The 14,809-nt window shown below is 49.7% G+C and carries 15 protein-coding genes and 1 pseudogene; 5 read left to right on the forward strand and 11 right to left on the reverse strand.

The window, feature by feature from the left end; genetic code table 11:
* Positions 1 to 493, reverse strand: a 493-nt coding sequence (locus HMPREF3178_RS05000) for a DUF262 domain-containing protein (RefSeq protein WP_139146014.1), incomplete at its 3' end; no start/stop codon positions are given.
* A gap of 134 nt (positions 494 to 627) precedes the next feature.
* Between HMPREF3178_RS05000 and HMPREF3178_RS05010 the strand changes: the two genes are divergently transcribed.
* The 3 genes from HMPREF3178_RS05010 (at position 628) to HMPREF3178_RS05020 (ending at position 2,707) form a co-directional block, all read left to right on the forward strand.
* A protein-coding gene (locus HMPREF3178_RS05010) for an IS3 family transposase (protein ID WP_094333936.1) occupies positions 628 to 1,856 on the forward strand; the annotation gives its coding sequence in 2 pieces (ribosomal slippage) (positions 628 to 943 and positions 943 to 1,856; 1,230 coding nt in all).
* A 307-nt stretch (positions 1,857 to 2,163) separates the two neighbouring features.
* On the forward strand, positions 2,164 to 2,424 hold the full coding sequence (locus tag HMPREF3178_RS05015) for a type II toxin-antitoxin system ParD family antitoxin (protein ID WP_017146633.1): 261 nt from the start codon (positions 2,164 to 2,166) through the stop codon (positions 2,422 to 2,424).
* On the forward strand, positions 2,411 to 2,707 hold the full coding sequence (locus HMPREF3178_RS05020) for a type II toxin-antitoxin system RelE/ParE family toxin (protein WP_017146632.1): 297 nt from the start codon (positions 2,411 to 2,413) through the stop codon (positions 2,705 to 2,707). Before HMPREF3178_RS05015 ends, HMPREF3178_RS05020 begins: the two co-directional genes overlap by 14 nt.
* Before the next feature lie 179 nt (positions 2,708 to 2,886).
* Here HMPREF3178_RS05020 and HMPREF3178_RS05025 read toward each other — a convergent pair.
* From HMPREF3178_RS05025 to pcoA, 7 genes and pseudogenes are all read right to left on the reverse strand, one after another.
* A pseudogene (locus HMPREF3178_RS05025) lies at positions 2,887 to 3,321 on the reverse strand (copper-binding protein).
* 215 nt (positions 3,322 to 3,536) lie between these two features.
* Positions 3,537 to 4,937 (reverse strand): copper resistance membrane spanning protein PcoS, encoded by a 1,401-nt coding sequence (gene pcoS, locus HMPREF3178_RS05030; protein ID WP_009654301.1) that lies wholly within the window; start codon positions 4,935 to 4,937, stop codon positions 3,537 to 3,539.
* Positions 4,934 to 5,614, reverse strand: a complete 681-nt coding sequence (pcoR, locus tag HMPREF3178_RS05035) for a copper response regulator transcription factor PcoR (RefSeq protein WP_001188930.1) — start codon at positions 5,612 to 5,614, stop codon at positions 4,934 to 4,936. Before pcoR ends, pcoS begins: the two co-directional genes overlap by 4 nt.
* Before the next feature lie 54 nt (positions 5,615 to 5,668).
* Positions 5,669 to 6,547, reverse strand: a complete 879-nt coding sequence (pcoD, locus tag HMPREF3178_RS05040; RefSeq protein WP_233445827.1) for a copper resistance inner membrane protein PcoD — start codon at positions 6,545 to 6,547, stop codon at positions 5,669 to 5,671.
* Between the two features lie 55 nt (positions 6,548 to 6,602).
* A complete protein-coding gene (pcoC, locus tag HMPREF3178_RS05045) occupies positions 6,603 to 6,983 on the reverse strand; it encodes a copper resistance system metallochaperone PcoC (protein ID WP_000025662.1) in 381 nt (126 codons plus the stop codon).
* 39 nt (positions 6,984 to 7,022) lie between these two features.
* Positions 7,023 to 7,913 carry a copper resistance outer membrane transporter PcoB gene (pcoB, locus tag HMPREF3178_RS05050; protein WP_175438952.1) on the reverse strand — a complete coding sequence of 297 codons (891 nt, stop codon included), beginning with the start codon at positions 7,911 to 7,913 and terminating at the stop codon, positions 7,023 to 7,025.
* 5 nt (positions 7,914 to 7,918) lie between these two features.
* Positions 7,919 to 9,736 (reverse strand): multicopper oxidase PcoA, encoded by a 1,818-nt coding sequence (pcoA, locus tag HMPREF3178_RS05055; protein WP_049104538.1) that lies wholly within the window; start codon positions 9,734 to 9,736, stop codon positions 7,919 to 7,921.
* A gap of 234 nt (positions 9,737 to 9,970) precedes the next feature.
* On the opposite strand from pcoA, the gene HMPREF3178_RS05060 reads away from it, so the two are divergent.
* Positions 9,971 to 10,420, forward strand: a complete 450-nt coding sequence (locus HMPREF3178_RS05060) for a copper resistance protein (RefSeq protein WP_001023257.1) — start codon at positions 9,971 to 9,973, stop codon at positions 10,418 to 10,420.
* Between the two features lie 288 nt (positions 10,421 to 10,708).
* Positions 10,709 to 11,446 (forward strand): peptidoglycan DD-metalloendopeptidase family protein, encoded by a 738-nt coding sequence (locus HMPREF3178_RS05065; protein WP_000287501.1) that lies wholly within the window; start codon positions 10,709 to 10,711, stop codon positions 11,444 to 11,446.
* 33 nt (positions 11,447 to 11,479) lie between these two features.
* On the opposite strand, the gene HMPREF3178_RS05070 is transcribed toward HMPREF3178_RS05065, so the two are convergent.
* The 3 genes from HMPREF3178_RS05070 to HMPREF3178_RS05080 all read right to left on the reverse strand — a co-directional run bounded on the left by HMPREF3178_RS05070 (position 11,480) and on the right by HMPREF3178_RS05080 (position 14,732).
* The gene (locus HMPREF3178_RS05070; protein WP_000843494.1) at positions 11,480 to 11,677 is read right to left on the reverse strand and encodes a DUF2933 domain-containing protein; all 198 of its coding nucleotides are present in this window, start codon (positions 11,675 to 11,677) and stop codon (positions 11,480 to 11,482) included.
* A gap of 40 nt (positions 11,678 to 11,717) precedes the next feature.
* Positions 11,718 to 14,165, reverse strand: a complete 2,448-nt coding sequence (gene silP / locus HMPREF3178_RS05075) for an Ag(+)-translocating P-type ATPase SilP (RefSeq protein WP_070585040.1) — start codon at positions 14,163 to 14,165, stop codon at positions 11,718 to 11,720.
* A 126-nt stretch (positions 14,166 to 14,291) separates the two neighbouring features.
* On the reverse strand, positions 14,292 to 14,732 hold the full coding sequence (locus HMPREF3178_RS05080; RefSeq protein WP_009654300.1) for a DUF411 domain-containing protein: 441 nt from the start codon (positions 14,730 to 14,732) through the stop codon (positions 14,292 to 14,294).
* Between the last annotated feature and the right edge of the window lie 77 nt (positions 14,733 to 14,809).

Raw genomic sequence — 14,809 nt, forward strand, 5'->3', positions numbered from 1 at the left:
TTAAAATAGTCATCAACAGGTTGACAGCATTACCTGGATGACAATCCTCTTTCGACTGACATTTAAGTTTAAAAAAGTCACGTCCGTTGCTTTTAGATATTTTTTCTGTGAGATGTGCTTTCGCTGAGATAATGGATGCCTTTGATACAAGATAGGTATTAACTATATCATCCGCGCTCTCTATATAGTTAAGAGCTCTGAGCTTTCTGGAAATGAGTGATATCAGAATAGTTATAACAGAAAGACGTTGTTGACCATCAATTATTTCCAGCATTGAACTGTCGGTTGTGCCTGATAAAACGACTGTCCCGAGGAAGTACTCAGCATGGCTGAAGCTCTCGTTCTCGTACTGAATGTTTCTCCTAATATCATCCCAGAACTCATCAAGCTGAAGTTTTTCCCAGCTGAAGTCCCGCTGATTTCGGGGGATAACGTAACGTCTGTTAACTGAAAGAATATCGTTTATATCAACCTGTACGGCATCAAAGTTCATGCTCCCTCACTTGTGTTATGTATTAGCATATTGTGCAGGTCTACTAGACTGGCCCCATGAATCTCCAGACAGTTGGTATCACTTAAATTAGTGATAGTCTTAATACTAGTTTTAGACTAGTCGTTGGAGTCCGAATGATTGATGTTCTAGGTCCAGAGAAGCGCAGACGGCGCAGCGTTCAGGAAAAAATCGCCATTGTTCAGCAGAGCTTTGAGCCCGGAATGACCGTGTCGCTGGTCGCCCGTCAGCATGGCGTTGCTGCCAGTCAGCTGTTCCTGTGGCGTAAGCAATATCAGGAAGGCAGTCTCACTGCGGTTGCCGCGGGTGAACAGGTTGTACCCGCGTCGGAGCTGGCATCTGCAATGAAGCAAATTAAAGAGTTACAGCGCCTGCTGGGCAAAAAAACCATGGAAAACGAGCTGCTGAAAGAAGCCGTTGAATATGGCCGACAAAAAAAGTGGATAGCGCACGTGCCCTTGTTGCCGGAGGATGGCGAATAAGCCTTGTCAGTCGTTGCCTCCGGGTCTCACGTGCGCAACTGCATGCCATGGCCCGTCGGTCGAAGGGCTGGCAGGATCGTCGGTGCAAGCGCAAGCCTGATGATACTGAAGCGCTGGCTCGTATCCATACCGTTATCGACGATCTGCCCACCTATGGTTATCGTCGTGTATGGGCACTGCTGCGCAGACAATCAGAAACTGACGACATGGCGGTGATCAATGCCAAACGCGTATACCGCATCATGCGTCAGAATGCGCTGCTGCTTGAGCGTAAACCGGCAATACCGCCCTCGAAGCGGGCGCATAGAGGGAAAGTGGCCGTTGGAGAAAGTAACCAGCGGTGGTGCTCCGACGGCTTCGAGTTCAGCTGTGATAACGGTGAAAAACTGCGGGTCACGTTCGCGCTGGACTGTTGCGATCGCGAGGCACTTCACTGGGCGGCAAGTACCGGTGGATATGACAGTGAAACCGTGCAGGACGTCATGCTGGGTGCAGTAGAGCGTCGCTTCGGTAACAGGCTGCCGACATCCCCCGTTGAGTGGCTGACAGACAACGGTTCAGCCTACCGTTCTCATCAGACGCGTCAGTTCGCCAGAATGGTAGGACTGGAGCCAAAACATACGGCGGTACGTAGTCCAGAAAGCAACGGAATGGCGGAGAGCTTCGTGAAAACGATGAAGCGCGACTACATCAGCATCATGCCAAAACCTGACGGGTTAACAGCGGCAAAGAACCTTGCGGAGGCCTTCGAACATTACAACGAATGGCATCCGCACAGTGCACTGGGATATCGTTCGCCACGGGAATATCTGCGGCGGCGAACCAGTAATGGGTTAAGCGATAAAAAGTGTCTGGAAATATAGGGGCCAATCTATCTACCATACATTAGTACTCTAAACTTAAGAATGGTCTATCTGACTTTTGCTTAACGTCCCGGAATTATCAAGATTGTTGCTAAAAAGGCAATAATCCACTCATCGCAACAATCAGCCATTTTTTGTGATTATCCTGCAATAATCCTTCTTCTCTCCTTTATAGATCCGAAAAATACCAAAGTCGGATCTCCATACTACTGCAGTGTTGTTTTGGCTAAAATTCGGGAGATGGAAGCGGGGGAGCAAGCTGATATAATGATGTAAGAACTAATCTTACATAAGAAGCGGAGGGGTTATGGCCCGTACGATGACGGTGGACGTGGGTGATGAGCTGCGTGAATTTATCGATTCCCTGGTTAAGGCCGGTGATTACCGTACCCAGAGCGAGGTCATGCGTGACGCGCTGCGTCTACTGCGCGAGAAGCAGGCTGAATCACGCCTTCAGGAACTCCGCGATCTGCTGGCCGAAGGAATCAGCAGCGGCGAGGCGAAACCATGGAACAAGGATGCATTCCTGAAGAATGTCAGGGCCAGGGTGGCAAATGAAAGAGATTGAGCTGACACCAAAAGCAGAAGAGGATCTGGAGGCCATCTGGGACTACAGCTTCAGAGAGTTCGGGGTTGTTCAGGCGGATGCATACATCGGCCGTATAGCTGCAGTGTTTGATGTGCTGGCCATGCATGATATCGGCACGCATCGTGCAGAGCTGGGAGACGATATCTGCACACTGCCGGTGGAACAGCACATGATCTATTTTGTATCATCACATTCTATGGTTACGGTCATTCGTATTCTCAGCCAGTCTCAGGATACGGCGCGGCATGAACCCTGGAGATGACTGGGGAACAGGATTCTCAAACAACATAAGTTAATTGTAAGGTCGGCATGACCAAAAAAGACATTGTGTATGGACTCTTTCATTATTATTCATTTCGCTTATAAAAAAAACGCTCCCGGACGGGAGCGTAAGCCAGTGACTTCGGCGTCAAATGAGGGTCTGACAAGTGGAGCTGCGGGTTAATTCTGGGTGATCTGGCTGCGATGCTTTTCCGCCTGTTGCTGATGAATAACGGAAGACTGACCATTATTCGCCTTCTCATGCACAACAGCGGCTTTCTCATGCTCGCTCATTTCGGAAAATGGCTTAGCAGTTTTTTGGGTGTTCTCAGGTTTGGCTTTCATCATTTTTTTATGCATTTCAGCCATGTCCTGATGGGCAGCAGAATTGCCGTTTTGCATCATTTCATGGGACATTGCGGCCTGATCGTGACCGCTCATATCCATCATTTTCATGCTCTCCCCCTGAACTGCACTTTTTTCAGCGGATGATTGCATCTGATGGGCAGGCGCCTGGGCATTATTTACCTGGTCATGCATGTTCATTGTCTCTGCAGCCTAGGCAGATGAAGCGACAGCCATCATGGCAATAAAGGATACAAGGATCTTTTTCATGGTTGGGTCTCCGGTGTTTTCATACCCGAACAATCAATGCTTATAACAGAGAAAGCATTTGATCTCAGGGCTGGTTGATCATCACGCCAGGAACCGGGCGATTGAATTATCACGCTGTCCTGATTTATGGCTGATTATAAAAAACCGCCTCTGTTTATCGCGTGACTGAACGATGACATTTTTGTCACCTTCCGGGTTTCTCCTGAATAACGGTATTAATCCATTAACAGACGCACACTGAACACAATTTCCCGCCCCTGCTGTTCTGCTGACAGCTCGCCGCCGTGAGCATGAATGATCGACCTTGTAATTGATAATCCCAGCCCCGCGCCTTCCGTGTTGTAGAACCTTGATGAGTCTGCGCGATAGAACCGGTCAAACAAACGTTCCAGATTAGCGGGAACCTGGCCGGACATCGTATTCGTAATCATCACGTTCACACAGTCACTGTCACGCTCAAGGTGTATCGCTGTACAGGTGTTATCGGGAGAATACTTGATTGCATTGGAAAGCAGGTTACTGAAAGCACGGCGCAGCATATCGCTGTCTCCGGTAACAACGCCCTCTCCTTCAACCGTGATTGTCTTTCCTGTTTCGTCTGCCAGGGGCTCGAACAACTCACGTAATTCATTCAGTTCGGCTGCCAGATCCACATCATGTTTATCCAGCCGCAGCAGACCATGCTCTGAACGTGCCAGAAAAAGCATGTCACTGGTCATTCGTGACAACCTTTTCAGTTCTTCCAGGTTAGCGAATAAAATTTCGCGGTAATGCGAAACATCCCTTTCCTTAGCCAGTGCAAACTGCGTCTGCATCATCAGATTACTGACTGGTGTGCGCAGCTCATGCGCGATGTCAGACGAGAAATCTGACAGTTTCCGGAATGCCCCCTCCAGGCGATCAAACATATTATTGAACTCCTGCATGGTCTCAGAGATTTCCGGCGGAGCCAGATCGGGATTTAGACGCTGATCCAGGCTGTGTACAGTCATGGAGGAAGCCAGACTGGTCATTTCCCGTAACGGTTTCAGACCAATACGTGTGGTCAGCCAGCCCAGAAAAACAGAAATAAAGACCAGACCGATATTGAACCAGAACAGCCAGGTACTGAGTTTGTCCATAAACAGGGTGTGATACCCAGTATCCGTGGCAACCGTAATGATGACATGTTTGCTTTTACCCTGTTCCGGCGTCACGGCAACCCGCCGCGAGATACTGCGGTACACGGTGTTATTTTCTTCCGTCTGGATCATATAGTCGAGAATATCACCCGACTTATTAAGCAGGACCGCTGGAACAACAGAATTTTTGGCATAGAGTTCAACAATTTTTTCATTTTCCATGTTTTTTATAGAAATGAATAAACCATTGTGCCCTACCATCGCATCGTTTATTTTTTCTGATAATGACTTAATATCCGTTTTGTTCCGGAACGTCTCTGTTTTAAGAAACTCTTCGGTGAGCTGAAGTTTACCTGTCAGAAAATCGCGGTCCTGATTATCGAAATAGCCATTAAGGGTGCTAATCAGGATAAAACTTGATAACCACCATACCGTAAGCATCACCGCAGAAAAAATCAGGCTCAGGCGTGTGGTCAGGGAAATTTTGAACCTCACTCTTCTCTGATCTCCAGGACATATCCGGCACCGCGAACGGTATGGATCAGTTTTGGCTCAAAGTCATCATCAATTTTACTTCTCAGACGTCTCACGGCGACATCAATCACATTCGTATCACTGTCAAAATTCATGTTCCAGACCAGGGACGAGATAAGACTCCTGGGTAACACTTCTCCGGTGCGTTGCAGCAGCAACTCAAGCAGAACGTATTCTTTACCGGTGAGATGGATCTTCTTCCCCGAACGGATCACGGTCCGGCGCACCATATCAACGGTCATATCGGCGATGGTGCAGACTGTTGCGGCCTGCGAGCGTGCCCGGCGCAGTAGGGTTCTTACACGTGCAACCAGCTCCGTAAAATCAAAGGGCTTAATCAGGTAGTCATCTGCGCCAAGCTCCAGTCCTTTCACTTTGTCCCGCACGTTGTCCTTTGCGGTTAAAAACAGGACCGGTTCTTCGTGCCCGGACTCCCTCAGTGCGCTGATGATTTGCCACCCGTCGAGGAAAGGCAGCATCACGTCCAGTATTATCAAATCATACTGTCCCTTCGACGCGGCCCCGAGACCATCGCGGCCATTATTAAAGAGATCGGCCTGATAGCCTTCCTCAACCAGTCCCTGCTGCAGGTAACGACCTGTTTTTTGTTCGTCTTCAACGATTAAAATACGCTGCATGGTCAACTCGCTGATATGAAAGTAAAAATCTCACGCATGAGCTTTGGCTGTCCCCTAGCTGACCTGAGACGGAGCAAGCATTCCGAGCCACGCTACGGCGCCCAGAATGATAATCGCAACAACGAATTCTGTCAGGATGCTGTTTCGCATCAGGGCAACGCTGCGATCATAATTCCCTTCCCTGACCATAACTTCAAGCCGGGGACCCAGGTGAAACCGGTTTGCTGCAGCCAGAAGAAGCATCAGAACAAACAGAGCCGTCTTGGCAAGCAATATCCTCCCCCAGGAACTGTTGAATAAGGGAGTTAAGTTACCCTCAGCAATATACAGATAGTTGACCAGCGCACTCAGGATCAGGGCTACAACAATCACCGTTCCTGCCGTGGCAAATTTTGCCAGGGAGTCAGATATCACAATGACGCTCTGTGCATTATGCTCGTTTCTGCGCATCAGCAGGATAGCAAATGCAACCAGAGCACCTGTCCAGGCACCTGCAGCGCCGAGATGGGTCAGATCGCTCAGTAAATGGAGATAGTAATGCAGACCGTCATGCATAACGGCGTGTCCTCCCCAGGCAAGTGTAGCCAGCGCCACGCCCCCACTCATCGTCATCAGCAGGCAGGACAATAGTCTCTTATTAGTGTAAAGGAACAAAGCACCGAGTGTGGTAAACAGGGCACAGAGCCTGACAATCCAGCTAATACCCACATCAGTTTCTTCTATCACCATCTCGATAACATGGATGGATAATTCTCTGAGGTCAGTTACTCCACTCATGGCATTAGATACCAGGAGCATATTAATGCCAGTAAGAATGATGCCTGTAACAACAGCAAAGGTTATAAACGACCTGAAATTAGTCAGGTTATAGGTTTCATGTCTGACACCACTTATTCCATATATCTGAAAAAATGGCAATCCAAATATTACCATCAAATCCAGATAAAGAAGAAAACGAATAACAATCATAATCAGGTCGTTCATAATATTACTTCACTGTAAAGGTGTAATTACCGGTAATAGGGTGCGTATCTGAAGAAACCGCGCGCCAGTCAACACGATAAGTGCCAGCGGGTAAAGGCTCTCGCGGAATAATGACCATCGATTTAGGGTCAGCGCCTGGCGCCACTTTTGCCGCGACCGGCATCGGAGAATGTGATGACATGCCTTTCATACCCGTCATCGTTAATTTTGCACCTGAGAATTTCACGGTCAGATTTTCCGAGAAATTAAGCTGAATCTTTTCCGGGGCCGCTACGGCTGAATCAGCCTGTGGCACAGAGCTTTTTAATTCCGGATGGGCCATAGCAGAGAAAGCAACGCCCATAACGAGGCCACCTGTAAGAATGGCTTTATTTAAAATCGACATTTTATTTACCTGTTTAGTTGAGTGTTTTATATCAGTGCGTTAAAACCAGATTCTGGCTCCCGCCAGGAATACTACCTGATGGTCTTTCTCACCTTCTCTTTTCGCCATATCGGATGTTTTCCCGTAAAGTTGATTCCAGGAAACGCCTATATAGGGTGCAAACTCACGGCGTATTTCATAGCGCAGCCGGAGCCCCAGCTCTGTGTCAGTCAGTCCCCTGCCGCGACCCCGCGATTCATCATCCTGACTGTAGAAATTCACCTCATAGGATGGCTGGAGTATGAGCCGGTTAGTCAGTAAAACGTCGTATTCTCCTCCCAGACGAAGGGCTGCTTTTCCGCCATTACTGACAAAACCCGTAATTTCAGACTCAAAATTATAGAGTGCCAGCCCCTGAAAACCGACAGCAGCCCAGGTCCGGGCAGAAGCAGGTCTGAAATCCTGCCTGACACCCGCAACCAAATCCCACCATGGGCCAACCGCATGTCCCCAGAGTAACTGCGCTTCAGCCGCCTCCGTTTCCCCATTGCTTCGTTCACCTTCACTCTTTAGCCAAATCCGATCTGTGTCGCCTCCAATCCAGCTGTTAACACTCCAGCTGAAATTGTTGGTGTTATCCGACCGTTGCCATTCCAGTTGATCCAGCAGAACCAGATAATTAATCGCACTGTCGTGAATCGCATGCCCCTGTAAATTGCCGAATGCAGCCTTCCGGTCGGCATCGGTAACAGGCGGAATTGGCGTTCTGCTCTCAGTTACAATGGGCTCCATTGACGTCATCTCAGTGAAATTCTCATCTGCTGGCATCTGCATGGCAGACATGTCGTGCCCGGCGTGGGGATGTGCAGAGACGGAGCCCGCCGCAATAGAAAGCTGTGAGGTAAACAAACCGGCGACCAGAACAGGTATGGCCTTCAAATTTCTCTTCATTCGCATCATTCCTCCACCCGGACTTCACGAAACATTCCCATTTCCATGTGATAGAGCAAATGGCAGTGATACGCCCAGCGGCCAAGCGCATCTGCTGTCACTCTGTAACTGCGTTTTGTACCAGGGGGAACATCTATTGTGTGTTTACGAACCATGAAATTACCGTTTTCATCTTCCAGATCGCTCCACATACCATGCAGGTGAATGGGGTGAGTCATCATGGTATCGTTGATCAGCGTGATCCTGAGCCGCTCACCGTATTTCAGCAGCACCGGTGCGGCATCTGAAAAATTGATTCCGTTAAATGACCAGGCAAACTTTTCCATGTGGCCGGTTAAATGCAGTTCTATGGTACGGCCAGGTTCACGTCCGTCAGGATCCTCAAAGCGGCTTTTCAAATCCGCGTACGTGAGAACCTTTCTTCCGTTATTTCGAAGACCAATACCCGGATCATTTAATTTCGGAGAGACGCTCATCGCCTGCATATCAACCAGTGGGTTATCCGTTTCTGACGCAGGATGACTTTGCATACCCGGCATTCCGGCCATCCGGGAATGATCCATACCGGCCATGCTGCTGTGATCCATGGGCGCGGAGGATGTCCCGCTATCCGGAAGGTCAGCACCGTCCATAGACATCATCTCTCCGCTGTTATCCATGCCTCCCATCTGGCTGTGGTCCATTCCTGCCATATCATGTCCCATTCCCCCCATACCCATATCTTCCATGGTCAACAGAGGACGGGGATCGAGGGGGGGAACGGCAGCACTTAACCCCTCTCTCGTGGCCAGTGTCCCTCGAGCGTAACCGGTCCTGTCCATGGATTGTGCGAAGATGGTATAGGCCTCACCCTGAGGCTCCACAATGACATCATAGGTTTCGGCAACGGCAATCCTGAATTCGTCAACGGTAACCGGGTTTACATACTGGCCATCTGCAGCCACGACCGTCATTTTCAGCCCGGGGATACGGATATCGAAATAGGTCATTGCCGAGCCGTTGATAAACCGTAAGCGTATCTTTTCACCGGGACGGAACAGTCCGGTCCAGTTTTTCAGCGGGGCCTGCCCGTTCATGAGATAGGTGTAGGTGTAGCCACTGACATCCGCGAGGTCAGTCGGATTCATTTTCATTTCAGCCCACATTTTCCGATCGGCAATGGTGGCTGACAGCCCCCTGGTATTCACGTCGCGGAAAAAAGAGCCAACGGTTGGTTTATTGAAATTGTAGTAATCCGACTGTTTTTTTAATTTTTTCAGCAGGCTGTGAGGATTTTCATCGGTCCAGTCAGACAACATGACCACATGCTCACGATCGTAAGCAAACGGTTCTGGCTCCCTGGCATCGATGATAATGGCACCGTATACCCCCTCCTGTTCCTGCAGACCGGAATGGCTGTGGTACCAGTAAGTCCCGTTCTGCTTAACCTTAAAGGTGTAAACGTAGGTATCATCAGGCTCTATGCCCATAAAACTCAGCCCCGGAACACCATCCATATTGGCCGGAAGAATAATGCCGTGCCAGTGAATGGACGTCTGTTCATTAAGACGGTTTTTGACCTTCAGGGTAATGGTGTCACCTTCTTTCCAGCGAAGAACGGGCCCCGGCAGGCCTCCATTGATTGTTTTGGCCTGACGCTCACTGCCCGTGATATTGACGGCCGTTTCACCAATGGTCAGGTCAAACTGAGTACCCTGCAGGGATGCGGCAACTGGCAGGCTCAGACTGGAACGCGCATTGAAACTCCATACGCCAAGACTTCCGGCTACGCCAGAGAGGGTTAACCCCTTCAGGAAAGTTCGTCGAGACGTTTTCAACAGCATGCGCATTCCCTTATTTAAAGTATGGTTACTGACAGAATTCGAGAACCGATTTAAATTAAATTACTGGTTCATCCACTTACAATGAAATGAATCTAGCACACCTTAAGAAACAAATTCATTACAATCGTGTAATGTACATAGCTGTATTACATTTACGTCATCTTCCCCACAGGTTGATTATTTTTATATATGATCATAAGGACATCTTTTATGTACCTCAGAAGGTAATTACACATGAATATATTAATCACGACCACTGCGTTTACAGCTTTATTTTGTGGGGCAGCTTTTGCTCAGTCCAGTGATATTGCCCATGAAGCACATCGATTTGTTAATAATGCCTCAGCCGTCAGTCATGTGAATTCCTCGACGCATGAAAATTTACCGGACAGGGTTAATAAAAACAACACGCCCTCATTCTCTGAAATGAATGAACATGAAAGGGCCATTGTTGCTCATTCATTTATGAACAACAGCGCGTCCTATGCGCATCAGAAAATGATTGAGGAACATAAAAAAATGCTGTCCGGCAGTGATGCAAATTCAAAGACCTCGTCTTCTTCTTTTAACGAACTGAATGCCGGAGAAAAAGCCGCTCTCGTGCATGAGCAGGTCAATAATGCCGGTGCGGAAGCACATCAGACGCAGGCAAGAAAGCTTCGCGGGCTGTATTCGACCAGGTAACTGCAGGCGGGTTAGTGCTTAGCGTCAGGTGCGCAGCAGGGCTTTACTGACGGGTTACGTAGCAGGACATGAGCCCCATATTGCTCTGCCGTAACCTGTTTCAGTCCCGTTAATCATCACCGTCGGGCTGGTCATACAGTTCCCAGAGCTTCAGGAGCAAACGGGAAACAAGATATGTTACAAAAATGACGACCATCAACGGTGCTCCCGATTAACTGACAGATGACACGCCTCCTGAAAACCCCTAGCATACGCCGCAGTGTTCATGCTAACGGCGAATTCCAGTAAATGTATTCTACCGATGTCGTAAAAGAAAATGCCTACCTTTCAGCCACCCGCTCGGGGCTGGAATCGAACGAGATCGCTACTCTTCAGCGCTCCTTGCCTTCCCGGTTTAATCTGCGGCATTTGAAAAAAAATGAATCATTAAAACTCGTACTGCAAAAGAAAGCGGGAAAATCACGTGTCGTGGCCTATAAATTTACGTCCGGTTCATTTAATTACACGGCGTATCGTATATCAGATAAAAAGTTCTATAACCTTTCCGATACTTCCGGGAAAGGCAGTCTCGATTATCCGTTACCGGCCACAGCAAGACTCAGTTCGCCTTTCAATCCTGCAAGACTTAACCCGGTATCGGGAAAAGTGAGTCCCCATAATGGCATTGATTATTCCATGCCCATGAACACGAAAATAGTTAGCGTCATCGACGGAAAAATCACCCGGGCCGAATACAACAGTACCATGGGATATTTTGTTGAAGTAACGGGAAAAGCCGGTGTTAAAACTCGCTATCTCCACCTCAATAAAATACTCGTTACTAAAGGGGCCAGGGTTACACGGGGAGGTGCTATTGCGTTATCCGGTAACAGCGGACGTTCATCCGGTCCTCATCTGCATTACGAGCTGGTCATCAATAACAACCCTGTTAACTCTCTGGCGTTCCGGGCAGCGGCACCCGCTGATAACAAACTCGAACAGCATGCCTTTGCGCATGCCAGAGACTACGAACGATACCTGGACTGATAACGGGACCGCGACGCGGCCCCGTCTGCCGGATTAATTTTTTTTATCGTTTTCACTTCCGTGATGTTGATGATCTCCATGCCCTCCGTGGCCGTGGAAAAGATGCATTAGCGGGCAGACCAGCAATAACAGATATGGCCAGTAACCTGCCACATGTGACCAGTGTTCGCGCAGGAGGGCAAATGCCGCGATCGCGGCGACAGCAATAAGCGCATAGGTGGTACTTTTCATACTGGACTCCTTCTGTTCGTAACTGACCCTTCACTCAGTGTTATTTCCCGAGCCTGACACTTTTCAGACGCAACGCATTCACAATGACGCTGACGGAGGAAAGAGCCATGGCCGCCGCCGCAATAACTGGCGACAGCAGTATTCCATACACAGGATAAAGCAGACCTGCAGCCACAGGCACGCCAAGTGCGTTGTAGATAAATGCAAAAAACAGATTCTGACGGATATTTTTCATGGTGATCTCTGACAGATGACGGGCCCTGTTCAGTATCATCAAGTCGCCTTTGAGAAGGGTGACTCCGGCACTTTCAATTGCCACATCTGTACCCGTTCCCATGGCTATACCCACGTCAGCCGCTGCCAGCGCCGGGGCATCATTCACACCGTCTCCGGCCATCGCAACCACATGGCCAGACGCTTTCAGTCGGGTTATCACTGCTTTTTTGCCATCCGGCAGAATTCCGGCTTCAACCTCATCTATTCCCAGTTTCCGTGCGACTGCTTCAGCAGTAAGCTGGTTATCCCCGGTGAGCATAACAATGCGGATCCCCGCCTGACGCAAAGCTTTAAGCGCATCCGGCGTGGTTGTTTTCACGGGATCCGAGATAGCTATCAGGCCTGCAAGGTCCCCGTCTGTGGCCACATAGATAACGGTAGCGCCTTCCATCCGCAACGTATCCGCAACGGCCTTTTGATTATCAATAACGATACTGTTTTCCTGCATAGCCAGTTCATTACCAATAACAACCCGTTGACCTTCGACATCGCCTGAGACACCTTTACCCGACGGTGCATCGAAATGAGTGACTGCGGGTATTGCGATCCCCTTTTCCTGTGCTGCTTTAACTACTGCCATACCCAGCGGATGCTGCGAGCCTTTTTCCACTGCGGCTGTTACACGCAAAAGAGATGTTTCCCCACCCGGATTGAGACTGATAATCCCTGTCACCGTAGGCGAACCTTCCGTGAGCGTGCCTGTTTTGTCGACAACCAGCGTGTCCACTTTTTCAAGACGCTCAAGGGCTTCGGCATTCCTGATTAACACCCCGGCCTGGGCTCCTTTGCCCACCCCCACCATTATCGACATCGGCGTGGCCAGCCCCAGCGCGCAGGGACAGGCAATAATCAGGACCGACACAGCCGCAATGAGACCGTGCGCCATCCTGGGCTCGGGCCCCCAGACAGACCAGATCACGAAAGCAACAACCGCGATAAGTACCACCAGAGGAACAAACCAGCCTGAAACGCTGTCAGCCATTCTCTGGATGGGGGCACGCGAACGCTGTGCATCAGCGACCATCTGAACAATTCGTGAGAGCATTGTTTCATCACCGACTTTCTCTGCACGGATGATGAGACTCCCTGTCTGATTAATGGTCCCCCCGATGACAGGGTCACCCTCCGTTTTGGTAACCGGCATAGATTCCCCGGTCACCATCGATTCATCAACGGTTGTTTTGCCTTCGATCACAATACCGTCGACCGGAATACTCTCTCCTGGTCTGATGCGGAGCTTATCGCCAGGCAGAACATCTTCCGCATTAATATCCGTTTCATGACCGTCATGATCCAGCCGCCTGGCGGTTTTGGGGGCAAGATTCAGTAGTGCAGTAATGGCACCTGAGGTTTGTTCCCTTGCCCGCAATTCAAGGACCTGTCCCAGCAGAACAAGCACCGTAATAACTGCTGCGGCTTCAAAATAAACGGCCACCAGGCCATCCATGTTTCTGAACGATGCAGGAAACCAGGAGGGGAAGACGGTTGCAATGACGCTGTAAACCCAGGCTACGCCGGTCCCCATTGCAACAAGGGTAAACATATTCAGGGAGCGGTTACGTAACGACATTCCGGCCCGGGCGAAGAATGGCCAGCCACACCACAACACGACAGGAGAGGCCAGAAGCAGCTGCAGCCATGTGTTGTACTGTGGCGGTACTGTATTCCTCAAGGCGGGAAACAGATGAGATCCCATTTCGAGTACCAGAACCGGAAACGCCAGCAACAACCCCAGCCAGAAGCGTCTTGTCATGTCGTGAAGTTCATCACTCGGCCCCGTGGATGCCGTAGCTACGAGCGGCTCCAGTGCCATTCCACAGACAGGACAGCTTCCGGGACCACTGCGGCGTATCTCCGGGTGCATCGGACATGTCCACACACCTTCAGAATTCTCTTTCTCCGCCTGGTGGTGAGGCTGTTTTATCTGATCAGGGCTGACTTCGTGATGATCGTGGTGATGGTGATGGGAATGTTCACTGGCATCTTCGGTAAGATAACGATCGGGATGGGCTTTAAATTTACTCTCACAGCTGGCGGAGCAGAAATAAAGTTGATGGTCCTGGTATCGAATGCTGCTGTGCGCCCTGTCGGGCAGGATGTCCATCCCGCACACGGGATCTCTCACCTTATGCAATACGTGGCCCTCGTCCGGGGATAATGTCTGCTCAGAAGCAGTCTGGTTGTTGTGTTGCACTGCATTGTCATTTTTCACAGTAACTCTCCTTATGCATACCGAAGCATCTTCTGTCTTCAGGGTATGTCATTGATGCGATTACCACGAATGCCGCCGGCATAAGAGTGCCTGCTGCCGGCGTCCCGTTATCAGCCGTTCCGCTGACTATTCGATTCGCTGGAAGACTTTTTTACTTCCATCCGGTGAGAATGCGATAACATCGTAAGCCTCTTTTCGGGCTCCCATCTCCATTCCAGGACTTCCTGCTGGCATACCGGGGGTGGCGAGACCGTATATACCTGAACCAGACTGCATTGCCTTATGTATCGTTGTCGCAGGCACATGGCCTTCAATGATCAAATTACCGGCAACCGCGGTATGACAACTTCGCAGTCCTGCAGGAATAGCATGCTTTTCTTTCAGGGCTGACAGCGCCTGATCATTCATGACGTGAGTTCGTACTTCAAACCCGTCTTTTTCCATCGCCTTGCCCCACAGGGAACAACAGCCACAGTTTTCAGATTTGTACATATCAATCACTTTTTCACTCGCCATTGCGGGCAGTGAAAGGCCGAGAGCCAGGGCCACCAGGACCACTTTTTTCATACTCACCTCTGTATATTATCGATATAACCCCTGACGTCAGGATGAATCAGTACAGAAGGGCACCCACAGAGGATGCC

Source organism: Klebsiella sp. HMSC09D12, assembly GCF_001808475.1.
Classification (GTDB): Bacteria; Pseudomonadota; Gammaproteobacteria; order Enterobacterales; family Enterobacteriaceae; genus Klebsiella; species Klebsiella oxytoca.